Origin of the sequence: Pseudomonas quercus, assembly GCF_012033695.1 — a bacterium.
GTDB lineage: Bacteria > Pseudomonadota > Gammaproteobacteria > Pseudomonadales > Pseudomonadaceae > Aquipseudomonas > Aquipseudomonas quercus.
In genome coordinates this window covers 319,107-337,693 of the sequence record NZ_JAAVJI010000002.1, presented here as the reverse complement: position 1 = coordinate 337,693, position 18,587 = coordinate 319,107, and the positions used below count along the sequence as shown (strand labels likewise).

17 protein-coding genes and 1 pseudogene are annotated in these 18,587 nt (G+C 59.4%); 14 read left to right on the top strand and 4 right to left on the bottom strand.

Annotated elements, in window-relative coordinates:
* Positions 1-89: 89 nt before the first annotated feature.
* From HBH25_RS04790 to HBH25_RS04780, 3 genes are all read left to right on the top strand, one after another.
* Positions 90-1,151: a catalase family peroxidase gene (locus HBH25_RS04790; protein ID WP_168082062.1), complete on the top strand. Its 1,062-nt coding sequence runs from the start codon at positions 90-92 to the stop codon at positions 1,149-1,151.
* On the top strand, positions 1,148-1,684 hold the full coding sequence (locus HBH25_RS04785; RefSeq protein WP_168082060.1) for a cytochrome b: 537 nt from the start codon (positions 1,148-1,150) through the stop codon (positions 1,682-1,684). The genes HBH25_RS04790 and HBH25_RS04785 overlap by 4 nt, the downstream gene beginning before the upstream one ends.
* Before the next feature lie 151 nt (positions 1,685-1,835).
* A complete protein-coding gene (locus HBH25_RS04780) occupies positions 1,836-3,689 on the top strand; it encodes a diguanylate cyclase domain-containing protein (protein ID WP_168082058.1) in 1,854 nt (617 codons plus the stop codon).
* Positions 3,690-3,705: 16 nt separating this feature from the next.
* Here the strand turns inward: HBH25_RS04780 and HBH25_RS23910 are convergent, their stop codons facing one another.
* Positions 3,706-3,792, bottom strand: coding sequence for a small membrane protein YohP (locus HBH25_RS23910; RefSeq protein ID WP_442963079.1), 87 nt, complete (start codon positions 3,790-3,792; stop codon positions 3,706-3,708).
* A gap of 91 nt (positions 3,793-3,883) precedes the next feature.
* A complete protein-coding gene (locus HBH25_RS04775) occupies positions 3,884-4,612 on the bottom strand; it encodes a DUF4198 domain-containing protein (protein WP_168082056.1) in 729 nt (242 codons plus the stop codon).
* A gap of 181 nt (positions 4,613-4,793) precedes the next feature.
* Between HBH25_RS04775 and HBH25_RS04770 the strand changes: the two genes are divergently transcribed.
* The 6 genes from HBH25_RS04770 (at position 4,794) to HBH25_RS04745 (ending at position 11,691) form a co-directional block, all read left to right on the top strand.
* Positions 4,794-5,723: a substrate-binding domain-containing protein gene (locus HBH25_RS04770; protein ID WP_168082054.1), complete on the top strand. Its 930-nt coding sequence runs from the start codon at positions 4,794-4,796 to the stop codon at positions 5,721-5,723.
* A 42-nt stretch (positions 5,724-5,765) separates the two neighbouring features.
* Positions 5,766-7,283 carry a sugar ABC transporter ATP-binding protein gene (locus tag HBH25_RS04765; protein ID WP_168082052.1) on the top strand — a complete coding sequence of 506 codons (1,518 nt, stop codon included), beginning with the start codon at positions 5,766-5,768 and terminating at the stop codon, positions 7,281-7,283.
* Positions 7,246-8,250, top strand: coding sequence for an ABC transporter permease (locus HBH25_RS04760; RefSeq protein ID WP_168082050.1), 1,005 nt, complete (start codon positions 7,246-7,248; stop codon positions 8,248-8,250). The genes HBH25_RS04765 and HBH25_RS04760 overlap by 38 nt, the downstream gene beginning before the upstream one ends.
* A 79-nt stretch (positions 8,251-8,329) precedes the next feature.
* On the top strand, positions 8,330-9,421 hold the full coding sequence (locus HBH25_RS04755; protein ID WP_168082048.1) for an alcohol dehydrogenase catalytic domain-containing protein: 1,092 nt from the start codon (positions 8,330-8,332) through the stop codon (positions 9,419-9,421).
* A 10-nt stretch (positions 9,422-9,431) separates the two neighbouring features.
* Positions 9,432-10,961 carry an FGGY-family carbohydrate kinase gene (locus HBH25_RS04750; protein WP_168082046.1) on the top strand — a complete coding sequence of 510 codons (1,530 nt, stop codon included), beginning with the start codon at positions 9,432-9,434 and terminating at the stop codon, positions 10,959-10,961.
* A complete protein-coding gene (locus HBH25_RS04745) occupies positions 10,954-11,691 on the top strand; it encodes an SDR family oxidoreductase (protein ID WP_168082045.1) in 738 nt (245 codons plus the stop codon). The genes HBH25_RS04750 and HBH25_RS04745 overlap by 8 nt, the downstream gene beginning before the upstream one ends.
* 6 nt (positions 11,692-11,697) lie before the next feature.
* Here the strand turns inward: HBH25_RS04745 and HBH25_RS04740 are convergent, their stop codons facing one another.
* Positions 11,698-12,705: a LacI family DNA-binding transcriptional regulator gene (locus HBH25_RS04740; protein WP_168082043.1), complete on the bottom strand. Its 1,008-nt coding sequence runs from the start codon at positions 12,703-12,705 to the stop codon at positions 11,698-11,700.
* Between the two features lie 98 nt (positions 12,706-12,803).
* On the opposite strand from HBH25_RS04740, the gene copC reads away from it, so the two are divergent.
* Together copC and HBH25_RS04730 are read left to right on the top strand one after the other, a co-directional pair.
* Entirely contained in the window at positions 12,804-13,196 is a 393-nt protein-coding gene (gene copC / locus HBH25_RS04735; protein WP_229631818.1) for a copper homeostasis periplasmic binding protein CopC, read from the top strand.
* A 113-nt stretch (positions 13,197-13,309) separates the two neighbouring features.
* Positions 13,310-13,816 (top strand): DUF4142 domain-containing protein, encoded by a 507-nt coding sequence (locus HBH25_RS04730; protein ID WP_168082041.1) that lies wholly within the window; start codon positions 13,310-13,312, stop codon positions 13,814-13,816.
* 103 nt (positions 13,817-13,919) lie between these two features.
* Here the strand turns inward: HBH25_RS04730 and HBH25_RS04725 are convergent, their stop codons facing one another.
* Positions 13,920-15,242, bottom strand: a complete 1,323-nt coding sequence (locus HBH25_RS04725) for an Nramp family divalent metal transporter (protein WP_168082668.1) — start codon at positions 15,240-15,242, stop codon at positions 13,920-13,922.
* Positions 15,243-15,608: 366 nt separating this feature from the next.
* On the opposite strand from HBH25_RS04725, the pseudogene HBH25_RS04720 reads away from it, so the two are divergent.
* From HBH25_RS04720 to nadA, 3 genes and pseudogenes are all read left to right on the top strand, one after another.
* Positions 15,609-15,743 (top strand): annotated as a pseudogene (locus HBH25_RS04720) (con-10 family general stress protein); the annotation flags it as partial.
* A gap of 357 nt (positions 15,744-16,100) precedes the next feature.
* Positions 16,101-17,342, top strand: a complete 1,242-nt coding sequence (locus tag HBH25_RS04715; protein WP_168082037.1) for a sensor domain-containing phosphodiesterase — start codon at positions 16,101-16,103, stop codon at positions 17,340-17,342.
* A 68-nt stretch (positions 17,343-17,410) separates the two neighbouring features.
* Positions 17,411-18,469, top strand: a complete 1,059-nt coding sequence (nadA, locus tag HBH25_RS04710) for a quinolinate synthase NadA (protein ID WP_168082035.1) — start codon at positions 17,411-17,413, stop codon at positions 18,467-18,469.
* Positions 18,470-18,587 lie beyond the last annotated feature (118 nt).

Below are 18,587 nucleotides of genomic sequence, written 5' to 3'. Positions count from 1 at the left end.
CTGGCGTTGCGGTTATCTTTGATACGTCGGAATAAACACCTTCAGTGCGCGTCTCTCCAGCTGACCCGATCAGCCTGGAGCCGACAACAATGACAAAACCCCCACCCTTGAGTACGGGCGCTACGCTTGCCCGGTATGGCCTGATTGGCGTGCCGGTCGTGGTGCTCGCTGCTGCCATGGCTTATGTCCATGGGTGGCTTGACCCAGGCAGGCTTACCCCTGAGCGAATCGTTGATACCCTCCAGGCCAGTGGGGGCGATCACCCGGGTTACCGGCGCAACCATGCAAAAGGGGTGTGTGTCAGTGGCTGGTTCGAAAGTAGTGGGCAGTTGGCACGGTATTCAAAAGCTGACGTGTTTGCGCCGGGCCGTACACCGGTTGTGGGCCGCTTTGCTCTGCCTGGCGCAAACCCCTATGCCCCTGACAGCAGCGTGCCCATTCGCAGTTTTGCCCTGCGCTTCACACAGGCCGATGGGCAGCAATGGCGTACAGGGATGAACAGCATGCCTGTGTTCCCGGTAGGCACAACCGAAGCGTTTTTTGCCAGCCTGCAGGCCTCTCGCCCTGACCCTTCCACAGGAAAACCCAACCCCGCAGCGCAGCAGGCCTTCTTTGCCAGCCACCCGGAAACTGCCCCGTTCCTGGCCTGGGTGAAAACCGCCAAGCCCTCAGCGAGTTTTGCGACCGAGCGTTACGACGGGCTGAATGCGTTTTACCTGGTGGCTGCTGACGGCAAGCGCCAAGCTGTACGCTGGGACGTCGAACCTGTAGGCGTGACCCCCGCCGCCACTGCAGGGGAGGGGGCAGACTTTCTGGAGCATGACCTTGAGCAGCGACTGGCTGCCGGCCCGCTACGCTGGGCACTGAAAATGACCTTTGCTGCGCCTGGGGACCCGGTAGACGACGCCAGCAAACAATGGCCGCAGGCTCGGCAGGCAATAGTAGCTGGCACCGTGGTGCTGGACCGCGCCGTACCGCAGATGGACGGCCCCTGCCGGGATATCAACTATGACCCCACCGTGTTACCCCAAGGCATTGAAGTGTCCGGTGACCCTCTATTGCCTGCCCGGTCAGCAGCGTATGCCGACTCCTACCTGCGCCGTACTGGCGAAGTAGATACCCTTGACACCGCACAGGAGCGCCGCCCATGAGTACGCCACCTCGTCACTTTGTGCCCGTTGCACGGTGGTTGCATTGGTCCATGGCCGTCGGGCTGCTGGCCATGCTGTTCATCGGTGCCGGTATGGCTGCCTCGGTATCCGAACGGCATGAGTGGTTGCTTCAATTGCACAAACCCTTAGGCATCGCCTTGCTGGCGCTGGCTGTGATCCGCGTCGCAGTCCGGTTGTCTACGCGTCAGCCTCCGTTGCCTGCCGACCTTCCAAGGCCGCAGGCGCTTGCCGCCAAAGCCTCCCACGTATTGCTGTATGGCTTGATGTTAAGCCTGCCACTGTTGGGGTGGGCCATGTTATCTGCAGCCGGTGACCCGGTCAGCTTGGGTGCAGGTGTTCAACTACCTCCCTTGATAGCCCCTGACGCGAAGACCTTTGCGGTATTGCGTACAGCACACGGCTACCTGGCCTACCTGTTGTTCCTCACGGTACTGGTGCACTTGGCGGCGGCCTTGTACCACGGGTTGATCCGGCGAGATGGGGTGTTGCGAAGCATGGCACGCGCCAAGTAATGCAGTGCAGTGGCCGCCAGGTGCTGCCGCCCGGCAGCTTGTGGCGGCTTGGCTTACAGGTTTTCTTTATTCTGCCGATACAGAGGATGCCGACCGATCCCTTGCCCTTTTGGCAAGCGCGGCGGTGTCTGACACGTAGCGGCTGAACCTTATGCTCACTGCCTTATTGCCATCGAACGAAACTGCCCGCCTGCGCATGCTGCACAGCCTTGCGCTACTGGACACGCCGCCGGAGGAGTGCTTCGACCGGGCTACGCGTGTGCTTGCGCAATTATTGCGTGTGCCTATCGCCATGGTTTCCCTGGTAGACGGCGATCGCCAATGGTTCAAGTCCAAGGTGGGGCTGGAGGTCTGTGAAACGTCTCGTGACGTGGCCTTCTGTGCGCATGCCCTGGCCTCTCCAGAGATGATGTTGGTGGAAGACGCCTTGGCGGACGAGCGCTTTGTGGACAATCCTTTGGTGACAGGTGAGCCCCATGTGCGTTTTTATGCCGGTGTGCCACTGACGAGCGACGACGGTTTGGTATTGGGCGCTTTATGTGCAGTCGATACGAAGCCGCGCACCTTGTCAGAGGGTGAGCGCGCGGCGATGGTGGACTTGGCCCGCATGGTTGAACGAGATCTGCTGCAGCGCTCCGTGGCCTGCGACATACGCTTGGTAAACGCCCATGAACGGCAGGCCCGTGCCGTAGTAGAAGCGCGCTTCCTCACCGTTTTCCAGCAGGCGCCTACCGGCAAGGCCCTGGTAAACCTGGAAGGCTTCTTTACTGAAGTGAATGCCAGGCTCTGTGAGCTTACTGGTTATGCCCGGGAAACCCTGCTGAGTAAGTGCTTTGCCGATATCACGTACCCGGATGACCTACCGGCAGACCTGGCCATGGCTGACGAGCTGTTAGCGGGGCTGCGCGATACCTTTACCTTGGAAAAACGCTACGTATGCCAGGATGGCAGCCTTGTCTGGGTGGAATTGAGCGTGTCTCTGGTAAGGGACTCGGACGGCGAGCCCCAACACTTTATTGCCGATATTGTTGATATTTCCCTGCGCAAACACCATGAACGGCTGCTGCAGCAGCACCAGGAAGAGCTGGAACATCGCGTGGAAGCGCGCACGGAAGAGCTTTCACGCAGTAGAGGCACCTTGCAGATCATTACGGACAACCTGCCGATTCTCATTTCCCATGTGGACCGGAACCTGCGCTACCTCTTCAACAATGATGTGTATCGCCAGGTGTTTGGTGTCTCGCCGCAAGCGCTCATCGGCAAACGCATCAAGGATGTGCTTTCCCACGAGCTGTACACTGAGTTGCTACCTTACTTCGAGCGTGCACTGGCTGGGGAGCGGGTGGTGCATGACCATGTGCATTATACCTCAGACCCTTCACGGGTATGGGCGGCCAGCTACATTCCGGATATCCGGGAAGGCGAAGTCCATGGGTTTTTCGTGATGTCCCAGGACATCACCGAGCGCAAGCAGATCGAGCGTTCCCTGCACGATAAGGCCATGCGCGATACCCTGACGGACCTGCCCAACAGGCGTGCATTGAATGAACTGCTGATTCAGCTGGCCCAAGTGCCTGCCCCCGAGTTTGCAGTGCTGTTCCTGGACCTTGACGGCTTCAAGGCCGTGAACGACAGCTACGGGCATGACCTGGGCGACGTACTGCTTCAACAGGTGGCGGTGCGCCTGCAACACACCGTGCGAAAAGCCGACTTCACTTGCCGGTTGGCAGGTGATGAGTTTGTAGTGGTGGCTCAAGGGGTGAGCAGCGAGGCCATCGCCAAGCGTATTGCCGAAGGTATCTGCAGGGCGCTGGCCGAGCCTTTCGTCCTGGATGGCAAGGCTGCGCGGATAGGCGCCAGTATTGGCGTTGCGCTGCATGTGCCTGGTTCAGGGCAGGGCGTAGAGGCCATTCTAGGCCGGGCTGATGCGGCGATGTATGCGGCAAAACGTAGGGGCAAGAACGGCTACCAGGTAGCCGGTCGAGAGCACACAGCTGCGTCGTGACAGGCTGCGGGGGCAGTTAGAAAACGAGTTTGAACAGCGCAATGACCACGATCAGGCCGATCAGGAAAATGATGCCAACAGTGCCGCCGAGGAATTTCAACATGGTCCTGCTCCTTGAGATTGAGTAGGAGGTAGACCTCAACCGCGCCGCATCGGTTTCCTTTAATCGAAGCGGCGAAGTTGGCTGGCGTGGGTCACTCGGCGTGAGGCGCACCTATAAAGGTCAGTGACGCAAAATAGGCACGGCTGTCGATGTGCTTGTCACCGGCTACAGGCATCAAGGTTTCCACGGCCAGCACATTCAGCCCCTCGTTACGCACAGTGATGCTGGCCTTGCCCTGTGCATCGGTTTTTCCGCTCACTATGGAAGGTGCGCCCCGGTAGTCGCCGAAAACCTGAGCGTCAGCGACAGGTTTCCCCTTGGACAGCACTTTGACGGTTAGCGATTGCCCAGGCTTGAGGGTGCTGGGGTCTACGTCTGGCACGATTACCAGGCCCAGTGTGTCCAGCGCGGGTAGCTGTTTATAGGGTGTGTTCAGGGCAAGGCTGTACTTGAGTACTTCCATGGACTGCTTCGGGTTCTTGACCTCGGTGCGGCCTTTGTTCTCCCACTTGCCGTCTGTGGTTTCCGTCCATAGGCCGGCATTGAATTCAACGGCCGTGAGCGCGGCAGGCGTAGTGGGCGCCAGCCGGGCATGGTCCTTCAGCCGCTCGATGTTCACGTGCACCGGCTTGGCATCTGCACTCCAGGCCCAGGCTGCCGTCACGCCCTTAGGGTCGAAGGCCTCATCCTCGGCGCCTTCGCCAAAGACGACCTCGGTCATGCCGCGCCGCTGTTCGGTCCACAGGCCATGGGCCTGTGCAACACTGCTGAAAAGGAGGGGAAGCGCAACGGCCAGGCCAAGCAAACGGACGGGGTTCATGGAATGCTCTCAAAAGGTGAGCTCGCGATGCTACCGAGAGAAAGCCCCCGGCGCCTCCGCTACACTGTTACCGAATATTTACCAGATTGCCGTCTTGCCAGGGCCAGAATGCTCTGCTAGCTTGAGTAATGTTAACGATGACATTCTGTACAAAAACAAAAAACGACAGGGTCTACCGCACATGAACAGCCTCCCACGGTTTCGCTTCACCCGTACCTTTTTGCCCTTCGCGCTAGCTGCCGGCCTACCTCTGGCTGCGCTGGCCGCGCCTGCGCCGTTGAAAGTGGGCGCCTCCTTCCAGGAAATCAACAACCCCTATTTCGTCACCATGAAAGGGGCATTGGAAGAAGCCACCGCCAGCATAGGCGCGACGCTCCTGGTCACCGATGCACGCCATGACGTTTCCAAGCAGCTCAGCGACATCGAAGACATGTTGCAAAAAGGCATCGATATTCTCGTCATCAACCCCACGGATTCGGTGGGTGTGCAGTCGGCTGTGAAGATGGCCCATGACAAGGGTGTGGTCGTGGTAGCAGTAGACGCACAAGCCGAGGGGCCGTTGGATGCCTTCGTGGGCTCCAAGAACTTCGATGCCGGGGTTCAGGCCTGCCAGTATCTCGGCGAAAAGCTGGGCGGCAAGGGTGACGTGGGCATTCTTGATGGCATTGCCGTGGTGCCCATCCTTGAGCGCGTGCGAGGGTGCAAAGAGGCGTTGGGCAAATTCCCTGGCATCAAGATCGTGAGCATCCAGAACGGCAAGCAGGAGCGGGACCAGGCCCTTACCGTGACCGAAAACATGCTGCAGGCCCAGCCCAACCTCAAAGGCCTGTTCAGTGTGAACGACAACGGTTCGCTGGGTGCCTTGGCCGCCATCGAAGCCAGTGGCCTGGATGTGAAGCTGGTCAGCGTGGACGGCGCACCAGACGCAATCAAGGAAATACAAAAGCCGGACAGCAAGTTTATCGCCACCTCAGCCCAGTACCCACGCGACCAGGTACGCCTTGCGCTGGGCATTGCATTGGCGCGCAAGTGGGGCGCACAGGTCCCCAAGGCAGTGCCGGTGGATATTCTGCTGGTAGACCGTGACAAGGCCAAGACCTTCGCCTGGTAATTGCGTTATTGCGCACGGCACACGCGACAGGCGAGGTGAGTGATGGGCAGCCTTTTGCATTTGAGTGATATTTCCAAACGGTACCGCGGCGTGCAGGCGCTCAAGGGTATCGAGATGACCGTCGAGCGGGGCGAAATTCATGCGCTGCTGGGAGAGAACGGTGCCGGCAAGTCTACGCTGATGAAAATACTGGTAGGTGTGGAGCACCCTGATACAGGCACCATCGAGTTCGATGGTTCGCCTCGGCGCTTCGCGACCTACCATGACGCCATCGCCGTAGGCATCGGCATCGTGTTTCAAGAATTCAGCCTTATTCCCTACCTCAATGCTGTGGAAAACATCTTCCTTGGGCATGAACAGGTAGGTCGCTTCGGCCTGCTGCGCAAGCGGCACATGCGTGAGCGGGCCGCACAGTTATGTGACCGGCTGGGCGTTACCATCGACCTGGATTGCCCTGTACAACACTTGAGTGTGGCGCAGCAGCAGTTCGTGGAAATTGCCAAGGCGCTGGCACTAGAGGCGCGCCTGCTGATCCTCGACGAGCCTACGGCAACGCTTACACCTGGCGAGGCCGAGCTGTTGTTCAACGTGATGCGTGAACTCAAGCGTCAGGGCGTAGCGATGATCTTCATCTCTCATCACCTGGAAGAGATTTTCCAGGTGTGCGACCGCATCACGGTCCTGCGCGATGGGGCCAATGTGGGGGGCATGGCCACAGCCCGGAGCGATCTCGACCAACTGGTGGAAATGATGGTGGGTCGCAAGCTGGCCTCAAGCTTCCCCGCCAAGCCCGCCACTGGCAGCACGCCCCAGGAGGTGGTGCTGGACGTGAAGCGATTGCAGCGTACTCAAAAAGGGCCAGTGAACAGTTTTTGCCTGCACCGCGGGGAAATACTGGGCTTTGCAGGGTTGGTAGGGGCGGGGCGCACAGAATTGGCGCTCGCGGTCATAGGCGCACTGCCCAGCGTCAGCCGCGACATCTGGCTCAACGGTGAAATCGTACAGCTCAAGGACCCTGCCGTGGCGCTGGCCCATGGCATCGGGCTGTTACCGGAAAGCCGCAAGACGGAAGGGCTAGTGCTGGATTTCAGCATTCGGGAAAATATTTCCCTGAACAACCTAGGCAAATATGAGCGCGCCAGTGGCCTGATCGACAAAGGGCACGAGCGCAACGGCGTGAGCGAGCTGATGAAAGCCTTGGCCATAAAGGCGCCGAGCCCGGAAAGCCTGGTGATCAACCTCAGTGGCGGCAACCAGCAGAAGGTGGTGATTGCTCGCTGGGTCAACCACCACTGCACCGTACTGATCTTCGATGAGCCCACCCGCGGTATCGACGTAGGGGCCAAGGCCGAAATCTACAGCCTGATGCGAAAACTGACCGAGCAAGGTTACGCCATCATTCTGATCTCCAGCGAGCTGCCGGAAATCATCGGCATGAGCGACCGGGTAGCGGTCTTCAACAAGGGCGCTATCGTGACCACCCTGTCGGGCAGCGCCATCAATCCCCAAGAGGTTATGCGCCATGCGACCGCAAGCCAGCAATCTCGACACATCCATTAAACCTGCCGCGGCATCGAGTGCGTTGCCGCGTGCCGACGTGCTGAAGCAACTGATCCGGTCGCCCGCCTTTTACCCTTTCGTGGGGTTGCTACTGGTGACGACGTTCATGGTCTTTGCCAGCGACAACTTCCTCACCGGCGCCAACCTTGAAAACATCGTTCGACAGGTCTCGATCAACGCGATCATCGCCGTAGGCATGACGTGCGTGATACTCACGGGCGGCATCGACCTGTCCGTGGGGCCGGTCATGGCGTTGTCCGGAACGCTTAGCGCCGGCCTGCTAGTGGCAGGTGTACCGCCACCCCTGGCCATTGGCGCGGGCCTGGCCATTGGTGTGGGCTTCGGGCTGGGCAATGGCATGCTGGTGGCCTACCTGCAAATGCCGCCCATCATCGTTACCTTGGCCACCATGGGCATCGCCCGTGGCCTGGGGCTGCTGTATACCGACGGCTATCCCATTTCCGGCCTGCCGGACTGGTTTGCCTGGTTCGGCCGCGGCACTTTGCTGGGCGTACAGGTGCCGATCCTTATCATGCTGCTTACTTACCTGCTGGCATGGGTGATGCTGCAACACACCCGTATGGGGCGCTATGTGTACGCCATTGGCGGCAACGAAGAGGCCGTCCGCCTCTCCGGCGTACGTGCGGCGCGTTTCAAGCTGGCGGTCTATGCCATCAGCGGCTTTACCGCCGCGCTGGCGGGGCTGGTGCTGTCTTCCCGCCTGATGAGTGGGCAACCCAATGCAGGCGCTTCGTTCGAGCTGGATGCCATTGCGGCTGTCGTGCTGGGCGGCGCCTCCATTGCCGGTGGGCGGGGCGTCATCCTGGGCACACTGGTAGGCGCCATGTTGCTGGGCGTACTCAACAACGGGCTGAACATGTTGGGGGTGTCGCCTTACGTTCAAAGTGTCATCAAGGGTGGAATCATCCTGCTGGCGATATTCATCAGCCGTCAGCGCCGCCGCTAGTCGCTGTTCAACTTCTCTTCACGGCAGCCCTCGTAGCCTGCCGCGAGCTGTCTTGCCTCTAATAACAAGGACTACTGTCATGTCAGACGCTACCCCTACCACCATGCAAGCAGTTGTGTGCCACGCGCCCAAGGACTACCGCCTGGAGCGAATCGGCAAACCACAGGCGCGCCCTCTGGAGCTGGTACTGCGCATCGGCGCCTGTGGCATCTGTGCCAGTGACTGCAAGTGCCACTCGGGTGCGGCCATGTTCTGGGGCGGAGAAACCCCTTGGGTAAAAGCACCGGTTGTACCCGGCCACGAATTCTTTGGTTATGTGGAGCAGGCAGGCGAGGGCGCTGAGGAGCACTTCGGGGTGAAGGTGGGCGACAAGGTGATTGCAGAGCAGATCGTGCCTTGTGAAAAGTGCCGGTTCTGCAAGAGCGGCCAGTACTGGATGTGTGAGGTGCATAACATTTTCGGCTTTCAGAAAGACGTTGCCGAAGGGGGAATGGCGCAATACATGCGCATTCCACGCACCGGCATCGTGCACAAGATTCCGGAGGCCATCCCTCTGGAGGACTGCGCGCTGATCGAACCTATGTCGTGCGCCATCCACACGGTCAACCGAGGCGATGTGCAACTCGACGATGTGCTGGTGATCGCCGGTGCCGGTACCCTTGGCCTGTGCATGGTGCAGGTCGCTCACCTGAAAACGCCACGCAAGCTGGTGGTGATCGACATGGTGGATGAGCGCCTGGAGCTGGCCCGCCAGTTCGGTGCAGACGTGGTGATCAACCCAGGCCGAGAGGACGCTAAAGCCATCATCGCCGGCCTTACCGATGGCTATGGGTGCGACGTGTATATCGAAACCACGGGCGTGCCCGTTGGTGTGACCCAAGGCCTGGAGCTGATCCGCAAGCTGGGTCGTTTTGTGGAGTTCAGCGTGTTTGGGGCCGAAACCAGTGCCGACTGGTCCATCATTGGCGACCGCAAGGAGTTGGATGTGCGCGGGGCCCACCTAGGGCCTTATTGCTACCCCATTGCCATCGACCTGTTCGAACGGGGCTTGATCACCTCCAAAGGCATCGTGACCCACAGCTTTGGCCTGGACGACTACGCCGAAGCGTTCGCACTGGCCGATTCCACGCGCTCCATCAAAGTATTGCTCACGCCTGATGCCCAAGCCTGAGGGCGCTGCCATGGCATACGTGATCGGTGTGGACATCGGCACCCAGAGCACCAAAGCCTTGCTGGTCTCGGCAACCGGCGAGGTGCTTGCCCACCACAGCCAGGCGTACCGGGTGGATACCCCCAGGCCAGGTTGGGCCGAACAGTGGCCTCAGGTATGGCTGGACGCGGTGTATCACTGTGTAGCGGCTTGCACAGCCGAGGCACAGGTAGACCCTGTGCAGATCAAGGCCGTATGCGTCAGCAGCTTATATGGCGGTTCGGGCATTCCGGTAAGCGAGGCCATGGAGCCCCTGCACCCTTGCCTGATCTGGATGGACCGCCGGGCCGAAGCACAGGTGGCACACGTCCAGGCGAACGTAGACCTGGAGCAGCTCAAGGCAATTACTGGCAACGGCGTAGACAGTTATTACGGCTTCACCAAGATGCTATGGCTCAAGCAGCAGCGCCCAGAGGTATGGGATCGCACGCGCTGGCTGTTGCCGCCCAACAGCTACGTAAACCATGCACTGACAGGCGAACTGGCCATTGACCACAGCAGTGCCGGCAACATCGGCGGGGTCTACGACATCGTGCAACGCCGGTGGTCGCAGCCAATGCTTGAAGCACTAGGCATCGATCCGGCATTGATGCCTTCACGGCTGCTGCAGTCGGCTGATGTTGTAGGCGGCCTGTTGCCTGAAGCTGCTGCACGGCTTGGGCTGCTGTCAGGCACCGCCGTACTGGCCGGTGGTGTGGATGCTGCCATGGCCACCTTTGCCGCGGGTGTCAATCGGCCAGGCAAGCATGTGGCCATGATCGGTACCAGCATGTGCTGGGGCTACCTTGATGCGCAGGCCGATGCCCACCATGGGTTGGTCAGCTTTCCACACGTCTACCGTGGCGATCGTGATCTCTACAGCTTTGGCGGTGCATTGACCGCCGGGGCATCAGTCACCTGGTTCCGGGAGCAGGTGTGCGACGTACAGCCGGCACAGGGCGAAGACCCGCACACGGCCTTGGAGCACCTGGCCAGCCAGGTTACCGCCGGCTGTGAAGGGCTGCTGTTCCTTCCCTACCTGATGGGCGAACGCAGCCCGGTGTGGGATGCCAAGGCCAGTGGCGCCTACATCGGCCTGGGGTTACAGCACGGCAAAGCCCATTTGTACCGTGCCGTGCTGGAAGGGGTAACTTACGCCCTGCGCCATAACATCGAAGCGGGTCGCAACGCGGTGGGTGACCTGGATACCACGTTGATTGTGGTAGGCGGGGCTAGCCATTCAGACCTATGGATGCAAATCATCGCCGACATCACAGGCTTTGACGTGGTGTCCATCGCCCAGGACGTCGAGGCGGCCTATGGCGCAGCGTTGCTGGCGGCCCACACGGCCGGGCTGGTAAGCGAAGCGGAACTGAACAAAGGCTGGGTGCGTCTACGCCCCAGGGCTAAGCCCAATGCGGCCGTGCGTGAACGTTACAATCGCCTGTTCGAGGCCTACCAGGCGTGCTACCCCGCGTTGAAACCTATCTTCCACCAGTTGCGGAGTGCCAGGGATGAGTAACTTCAGCTTCAAATTCACCGGCCAGCGGGTGCTGGTGACCGGCGCTACCAGCGGCATCGGGCTGGAGGTGGCGCAGCAGTTGCTCAAGGCCGGCGCCAGCGTTTATGCATTGGGCCGTGATGCAGAAGCGCTTCAGCGGCTGGAGGCCGAAGGCGCTACGGTACTGCAGGTGGACATTGCCGACCCAGTGGCCGTACAGCACGCTTGCGCCGAGCTTCCCCCGCTGCATGGGTTAGTCAATTGCGCAGGCATTGCCTTGTTGCACGCCGCGACCCATGTGGACCCCCTCACGTTCGACCAAACCATGGCCGTGAATGTGCGGGGTGCAGCCATGATCGCAGGCAGCGTGGCCAAGGACATGATCGCTGCCGGGATCGCCGGCAGCATTGTCAACGTATCAAGCCAGGCCTCGATGGTAGGGCTGGATGACCATTTGAGCTACTGCGCCTCCAAGGCCGCCATGGACGCCATGACCCGCGTGCAGTGCGGCGAATGGGGGCGCTACGGCATTCGGGTCAATGCCGTGAACCCTACGGTAACGCTTACCCCCATGGCGACCATGGCCTGGGGGGACCCTGCCAAAAGCGCGCCTATGCTGGCGGCCATTCCCTTGAACCGGTTCGCCAAACCCTCGGAAGTCGCCGCCCCCGTGATGTTCCTGCTCAGCGAGGGCGCTGCCATGATCAGTGGGGTGTGTTTGGCGGTGGATGGGGGCTACACCAGCCGTTAGCCGGCATTAGCCATTCACCAGCGCGCCTGTCACCACTTCTCGGGCTTGCCCCTTCAAAGGGTCACGAATTTGCTCTAGCAGCAGGCGCATGGCCAGGGCGCCGGCCTGAGTGCCGTCATGGGCTACGCAGGGAACGGGAAATTCGAAGATGTCGGCAAACGGTAGGCGGTCGATGCCACAGATGGCCAGGTCACTTCGGTGGATACCACATTCGCGCAGGGCTTTGAGCGCTCCTAAAGTAATGAGTTGGTTGAAACCGAACAGCGCGCCTGGGGCAGAATGCTGGCGCAGGTAAGCCAGCGTCGCGTCATAGGCGGGTTGCAAGGTGTAGTCACCGGCCAGTACGTCCAGGGTCACGGTTCGGCCGCAACCAGCGACTGCGGCCTTCACACCCTCAAGGCGTTCATGGCTGATGCGCGAGCCTGCCGGGCCTGTAAGCACTAGCACTCGCTGCAGGTCGGGTACTTTGCTGAGCAGGTAAAGCGCGCCTTTCAGGCCACTGTGGTAGTTGTCCAGCACCACTTGGCTGAAGGGGGTACCCGCCAGGGCTCGGTCCAGCTGTACCACGGGAATATCACCGTTTTTCAAACGGCTCAGGTACGCGGGCTGGTACCCTGGCTCGTCGGAAACCGGCGACAGAATGATGCCGGCCACACGGTAGCCCAACAGGGTTTCAATGGCCTTTTCTTCCACGTCAGCGAGGCCATCAGTATCGATCAGCATGATCGTGTAGCCCTGAGCCTTGGCCTCCCGAGAGATGGCCTTGATCATCTCACTGTAGAAGGGGTTGTCCACTGAGGCGGTCACAACGCCCACGATCAGGCTTTCACTGCGCTTGAGGCCGCGGGCGAAGGCATTGGGCACGTAGTCCAGGTCACGGGCGGCGGCAAGAATACGCTCAAGGGTATCGGGCTTGACCAGATGAGGCTTGTTGAAGGCACGTGACACGGTAATGGTCGTGACGTTGGCCTGCCGTGCAACATCGGTGATGGTCGCGGAGACCTTTTTGTTCATGAGCCCAGGGCCCGACGGTGGCAACTGATGCGCCATGATCCTCACATACTGCAAGGCTCGCAAGCGGTGGATGTTCGCTTGCAGGAGGGCATGCCGCTATGATGCTGGGCTTCGCCATCGCTTGTGGGTACGTCTCGATGAAAACCTCTGCCGCCGCCATCCTCGCTCTGGCCAGCGTTCTTTCTAATTCCGTATGGGCCCATGCCCACCTGCGCACGCCAAGCCCCGCCCCCGACAGCATCGTGGCTGCGCCTGCCGAGTTGCGCTTGAGCTTCAGTGAGGGGGTAGAGCCTGCGTTCAGCGAAGTCACATTGGTCAATGACAAGGGCGAGGTGGTGAAGACGCAGGTACACCGCGCAGACGGCGATGACAGTACCTTGATTGCAGCGCCGGCTTTGCCGTTAAGTACCGGAGCCTGGGACGTTCAATGGAAAGTCGTGTCGGTGGATACTCACCGAAGCGAGGGGCATTACCGGTTCACAATTAAATAGGTAGGCCAGGCCTGTGCCTCAAAAAACCTGAACCGTCCGGTAATCAGTCCGTCAGAAAGAGTGCGCGGTGCTGCTACAAGCGCCTGTTTGCCACTCATGAAAGGACGACCAACATGAACAAGACCCTCAAAGCCGGTATCTGCGGTGCATTCCTTCTGCTAGGCGCACATACCGCCTTTGCCGCCGATGCCGAAGACTTCGTGGACGATGCCTCGGCCAAGGGCATTGCCGAGATTGAAGCAGGCAAACTGGCCGAGCAGAAAAGCCAGTCGGCTGATGTAAAAACCTATGCCGCCATGATGATCAAGGATCACACGGCGGCTAACGAAAAGCTCAAGGGCATTGCGACCGCCAAGAAGCTTGAAGTCGCCTCCGATGCCATGTTGATGGACAAGGCCAAGGCCATGATCCTCGACATCCGGGATGACTCGTTCGACAAATCGTATGCCAATAACCAGGTGAAAGCACACGAAGCAACCATCGAGATCTTCAAGAAAGAGATCAACGAAGGCAAAGATGCAGAACTCAAGGCCTTTGCCAAAGAGACCCTGCCCAAGCTGGAAGCTCACCTGACAGGGGCCAAGAAATTGGCCGCTGCTCATGGTGGCGATGCCAAGTAATACCTGATAGCAAGCAACACTTGATCGTAAGCAACACCTGATCGTAAGCAACAGTTGCAAGGTTCGTCAGCGTATGGCTGACGAACCTGCATTTACCAGGTAGCTACAGCCATTCCTGCGCAAACCCCACCAGCAACTTCATATTCAACACCACGATCAGCGCTGTAATCACCCATGCCAGCACTGCAAGCCCACGGCCTGCGACCAATGCCCCCATCTTCGAACGGTCTGTGACGAACCGCACCAGCGGAATCACTGCCATAGGCAGCTGCATCGACAACACCACCTGGCTGAATACAAGCAGTTGTGAGGTGCCGCGTTCTCCATACAACGCTGTAACCACCACCACCGGAACTACCGCTATTCCACGAGTAATCAACCGCCGTGCCCAATCGGGGATGCGCAGGTGAAGAAAGCCTTCCATTACGATTTGCCCCGCCAGGGTGGCGGTCACGGTGGAGTTGATGCCTGAGGCCAGCAATGCGACTGCAAACAGGGTGGAGGCGATACCAATACCGAGCATGGGCGACAGCAGTTCGTGTGCTTGTTCGATGTCTACGACATCCGTGCGCCCGGCAGAATGAAACACGGCGGCCGCTGTAATAAGAATGGCGGCATTGACGAACAGCGCCAGGCTCAAGGCAATGGTGCTGTCAGTCACCGCCCACCTTAGGCCTTGTCGCTTACCTGCGTCGGTACGTTCGTAGGCACGGGTCTGCACAATGGAGGAGTGGAGGTAGAGGTTGTGCGGCATCACGGTTGCGCCAATGATGCCAATGGCCAGGTAGAGCGCTGCCGGGTTGGTGATGATTTCTTTCTGAGGAATGAACCCGTGAAACACCTCTGCCAACGGTGGATGCGACATTATCATTTGGGCTGCGAAACAGCCAAAGATCAAGGTTAGAAGCGCAATCACAAAGGCCTCCAGCCAACGAAACCCACGGCGCATCAGCAGGAGAATCAGGAAAACATCCAGCGCGCAGAGGATCGCCCCCCAGATCAGTGGAATGTCGAACAGCAGCTTGAGCGCAATGGCAGTGCCAATCACTTCGGCCAGGTCACAGGCAATGATGGCTAGCTCGCAGGCCAGCCACAGGGCGATTCTCACTGGCCGGCTATACTGCTCCCGGCACGCCTGGGCCAGGTCCATGCCAGTAGCGATCCCCAAGCGGGCAGCCAGCGCCTGCAGCACAATGGCCATCAGGTTCGACAGCAGGATTACTGACAACAGCATATAGCCGAACTGCGAGCCGCCTGCCAGGTCGGTCGCCCAGTTGCCTGGGTCCATATACCCTACGGCGACCATGTACCCTGGCCCGGCGAAGGCAATCAACCGCCTTAACCATCCGCCGTTCTGCGGCACCTGGATGCTGGCATTCAAATCCCCAAGGCTGGGCCTGGCACCTACGCCAAAACGGCTGAGCAATGCTGGCTCGCCGTCATCGGCACGGAAATTGGGTCGGTCTTCAGGGTCCGCCACGTTCAAGCTCCACAAGATAAAAAAGCACGCACCTGGATAGGAACACCGTAAAGGGCCAGCGTTCAGGTCCAGAACAGGGCTGGCCGCTGGTCTGCGCAAAACTCTGACGGTCTGGACTTCAACGATACTCTGTTCAAGTAACTGCTTAATCCTTATACAACTTTCCCCGTTGGGTTAAATAGGGGTACTAGCCCTGCTAAACCGTTTGTCAGCTAAGCCAGTATTTATGAAAAACTTATTCCCATAGGCTGCTTCCATAACTATGTAGCGACCCACATCCAGGAGGATATCGCCATGGCAGTTAAGAGTAAGAACGCTGGTAACTTCGCAAATAACCCAACACGTGCGGCCGAAGCCGGGCGTAAGGGTGGCAGTGTGTCGGGTGGCAATTTTGCCAACGACCCGGCCAGGGCGGCAGAAGCGGGTCGCAAGGGTGGAAGGCGCAGCCATCGTGGCTCAAACAAGGACACCACTGTGACCAATGGCTGAAGGGTGCTGAACGTGCCAAAAGGCTCACACAAGCCCTTTGGCACGTTCCACACACAAAGCACTGTTGAGTTGTCAAACGAATGATCGGGCAGTTATAGAAATAGCTTGTGCCGCTCTTGTGTCAATTTTCATTAGTTAACGCTCAAGCATTTAAAAAGGTAGGGGGTCGAAAACTGGCCGCCTACGCTTTACACCGCCGAGCGCTAACGGATAATGGTAGTGGACAGGTGCAAAGGTTTTTCACATGAAGCTGGCGTAACCCTTTCCTAAAGCTTTACCCTTTCTGTATCACGGTTGTCACAGGGAGGTAGGCCGATGAACGCAACGCATGTCATGGACCTTAAATCTTCAATAAATACTGGGGATGATGGTATAGACAAGGCACTAAGGGCCTTGAGGACCCACCTGGGTATGGATGTGGCCTTCATATCCAGGTTCCGCGAAAAGGACCGCGTATTTACCCACGTGGACGCCAAGGGCAATTCGCCTATTAAACGCGGCGACCATCTGTCACTGGAAAGCGGATATTGCAAAAAGGTCGTAGAAGGGCGCCTGCCCCAGCTTATTCCGGACACCTCGGTATTTCCTTTGGCCATGGCCATACCCGAAACCCGTGGCTTGCCTATCGGGGCGCACCTAAGCGTGCCGGTGAAATTGAGTAGCGGGCAACTGTACGGAACATTGTGTTGTTTTTCAGGCCAGGCCGACCCTACTTTAGGTGACCGCGACCTGGGAATGCTTAAGGTATTTGCCGAGTTGATTGCCGATCGCCTTGAGGCCGATCAACAGGCCAAGGACGAGCGGCTGCGCAAGCACCGTCTCATATGCGCCGCCTTGGCGACTGCACAACCAAACGTGGTCTACCAGCCTATCGTGAACCTTCGCCAGGGGCAGATTTGCGGGTGGGAGTCGTTGGCACGTTTCACCCATGAGCCTGTGCGCAGCCCGGACCTCTGGTTCAAGGAGGCAGCCGAAGCAGGCCTTGGGTTGGAAATGGAGCTATACGCGATAGAAAAAGCACTCAAGGGCCTGAGCCAGCTTTCACACGGGCATTACCTTTCATTGAACTGCTCTCCACAATTGCTGCTATCCGGCCGGCTAACGCGCGCCTTGGCGGGCCATGATCCTCATCGCCTGGTGCTGGAGCTCACGGAGCACTGCATCGTTTCCGATTATGACGCCCTTACCGCAGCCATCGACCCACTGCGCGCTGCCGGGCTGCGCCTGGCCATTGACGACGCCGGTGCCGGCTATTCAAGCATGAGGCACATTCTTCAACTGCGGCCCGACATCATCAAACTGGACATGGCCCTGACCCAGGGCATCGAGCATGATGCGCAACGCCGAGCCATGGCCTCGGCACTGATTGCATTTGCCAGAGAAACGGGCTGCCGGGTAGTGGCCGAGGGCGTCGAGAACCTTCCGGACCTGATCACCCTTCGCCGCCTGGGCGCCGATAACGTGCAGGGTTATCTCACTGGAAAGCCCATGCCCTTGCTGCTTGCGGCCAATTGGCAGGTGCCGCGCATGGTAGAACTGTCCGATCCTGTGCCCTAGATACGCTTCGCCAGTGCGGTGGGTGTATAGTTGCGGCTTGCATCCACCCGCACCCTGTAGGCCCTGTCATGTCCCATATTTCCGAACGCTTGCTTGTCCAGGCTCACCTGGATGCACGGCAGCCCGTGGTTCTCAGCGAAGCCGAACAGGCCCAGTATCGGCAGGCCATCGCGGATGAACTCAAAGCACGGGATGCCGTACTGGTAGCGCACTATTACTGCGACCCGGTTATCCAGGCCCTGGCAGAGGAAACAGGCGGTTGCGTGTCGGACTCGCTGGAAATGGCCCGCTTCGGCAATCAGCACAGCGCTAGCACCGTGCTGGTTGCTGGCGTGCGCTTCATGGGGGAAACCGCCAAAATCCTCAACCCGGAAAAGCGTATTCTGATGCCGACCCTGGAGGCCACGTGTTCGCTGGACCTGGGCTGCCCGGTGGAAGCCTTTTCAGCCTTCTGTGATCAGCACCCAGACCGGACCGTTGTGGTATATGCCAACACCTCAGCCGCCGTAAAGGCCCGGGCAGACTGGGTAGTGACGTCCAGTTGTGCGGTCGAGATCGTTGAAAGCCTGATGGACAACGGCGAAAAAATTATCTGGGCGCCGGATCGTCACTTGGGGGGCTATATCCAGAAGCACACAGGCGCAGACATGTTGCTCTGGGACGGTGCCTGCATCGTTCATGAAGAGTTCAAATCCCGGCAGCTGGAGGACCTCAAAGCCCTGTACCCCGATGCGGCCGTGCTGGTTCATCCTGAATCTCCGGAAGCGGTGATTGCCTTGGCCGATGCCGTGGGTTCTACCAGCCAGCTGATCGCTGCGGCCCAGCGCATGCCTAACCCTACGTTCATTGTGGCAACCGACCGCGGCATCTTTTACAAGATGCAGCAGCTTTGCCCGGACAAAACCTTTATCGAAGCCCCCACGGCGGGCAACGGCGCAGCCTGTCGAAGCTGTGCGCACTGCCCGTGGATGGCTATGAACACGTTGCAGCGTACTTTGGAGTGCCTGCGCGAAGGCACTAACGAGATTTTCGTGGAGCCTGCCCTGATACCCCACGCCATTCGCCCGCTCAAGCGTATGCTGGACTTCACCCACGCCGCACGCCTGCGCCTGGCCGGTAACGCCTGAGCCCTGCCGACTGGCACGTTCCCTTCAGCCCCTTCGCGGGCTCTGCCCGCTCCTACAGATTCACGACACAGCCACCGTAGGAGCGGGCAGAGCCCGCGAATGAACTACCGAAGGCCTG

Excerpts from the sequence above, each read along its gene's own strand:
- HBH25_RS04790 (WP_168082062.1), top strand. The coding sequence starts at position 90 with ATGACAAAACCCCCACCCTTGAGTACGGGCGCTACGCTTGCCCGGTAT.
- HBH25_RS04785 (WP_168082060.1), top strand. The coding sequence starts at position 1,148 with ATGAGTACGCCACCTCGTCACTTTGTGCCCGTTGCACGGTGGTTGCAT.
- HBH25_RS04780 (WP_168082058.1), top strand. The coding sequence starts at position 1,836 with ATGCTCACTGCCTTATTGCCATCGAACGAAACTGCCCGCCTGCGCATG.
- HBH25_RS23910 (WP_442963079.1), bottom strand. The coding sequence starts at position 3,792 with ATGTTGAAATTCCTCGGCGGCACTGTTGGCATCATTTTCCTGATCGGC.
- HBH25_RS04775 (WP_168082056.1), bottom strand. The coding sequence starts at position 4,612 with ATGAACCCCGTCCGTTTGCTTGGCCTGGCCGTTGCGCTTCCCCTCCTT.
- HBH25_RS04770 (WP_168082054.1), top strand. The coding sequence starts at position 4,794 with ATGAACAGCCTCCCACGGTTTCGCTTCACCCGTACCTTTTTGCCCTTC.
- HBH25_RS04765 (WP_168082052.1), top strand. The coding sequence starts at position 5,766 with ATGGGCAGCCTTTTGCATTTGAGTGATATTTCCAAACGGTACCGCGGC.
- HBH25_RS04760 (WP_168082050.1), top strand. The coding sequence starts at position 7,246 with ATGCGACCGCAAGCCAGCAATCTCGACACATCCATTAAACCTGCCGCG.
- HBH25_RS04755 (WP_168082048.1), top strand. The coding sequence starts at position 8,330 with ATGTCAGACGCTACCCCTACCACCATGCAAGCAGTTGTGTGCCACGCG.
- HBH25_RS04750 (WP_168082046.1), top strand. The coding sequence starts at position 9,432 with ATGGCATACGTGATCGGTGTGGACATCGGCACCCAGAGCACCAAAGCC.
- HBH25_RS04745 (WP_168082045.1), top strand. The coding sequence starts at position 10,954 with ATGAGTAACTTCAGCTTCAAATTCACCGGCCAGCGGGTGCTGGTGACC.
- HBH25_RS04740 (WP_168082043.1), bottom strand. The coding sequence starts at position 12,705 with ATGAACAAAAAGGTCTCCGCGACCATCACCGATGTTGCACGGCAGGCC.
- copC (WP_229631818.1), top strand. The coding sequence starts at position 12,804 with ATGATGCTGGGCTTCGCCATCGCTTGTGGGTACGTCTCGATGAAAACC.
- HBH25_RS04730 (WP_168082041.1), top strand. The coding sequence starts at position 13,310 with ATGAACAAGACCCTCAAAGCCGGTATCTGCGGTGCATTCCTTCTGCTA.
- HBH25_RS04715 (WP_168082037.1), top strand. The coding sequence starts at position 16,101 with ATGAACGCAACGCATGTCATGGACCTTAAATCTTCAATAAATACTGGG.
- nadA (WP_168082035.1), top strand. The coding sequence starts at position 17,411 with ATGTCCCATATTTCCGAACGCTTGCTTGTCCAGGCTCACCTGGATGCA.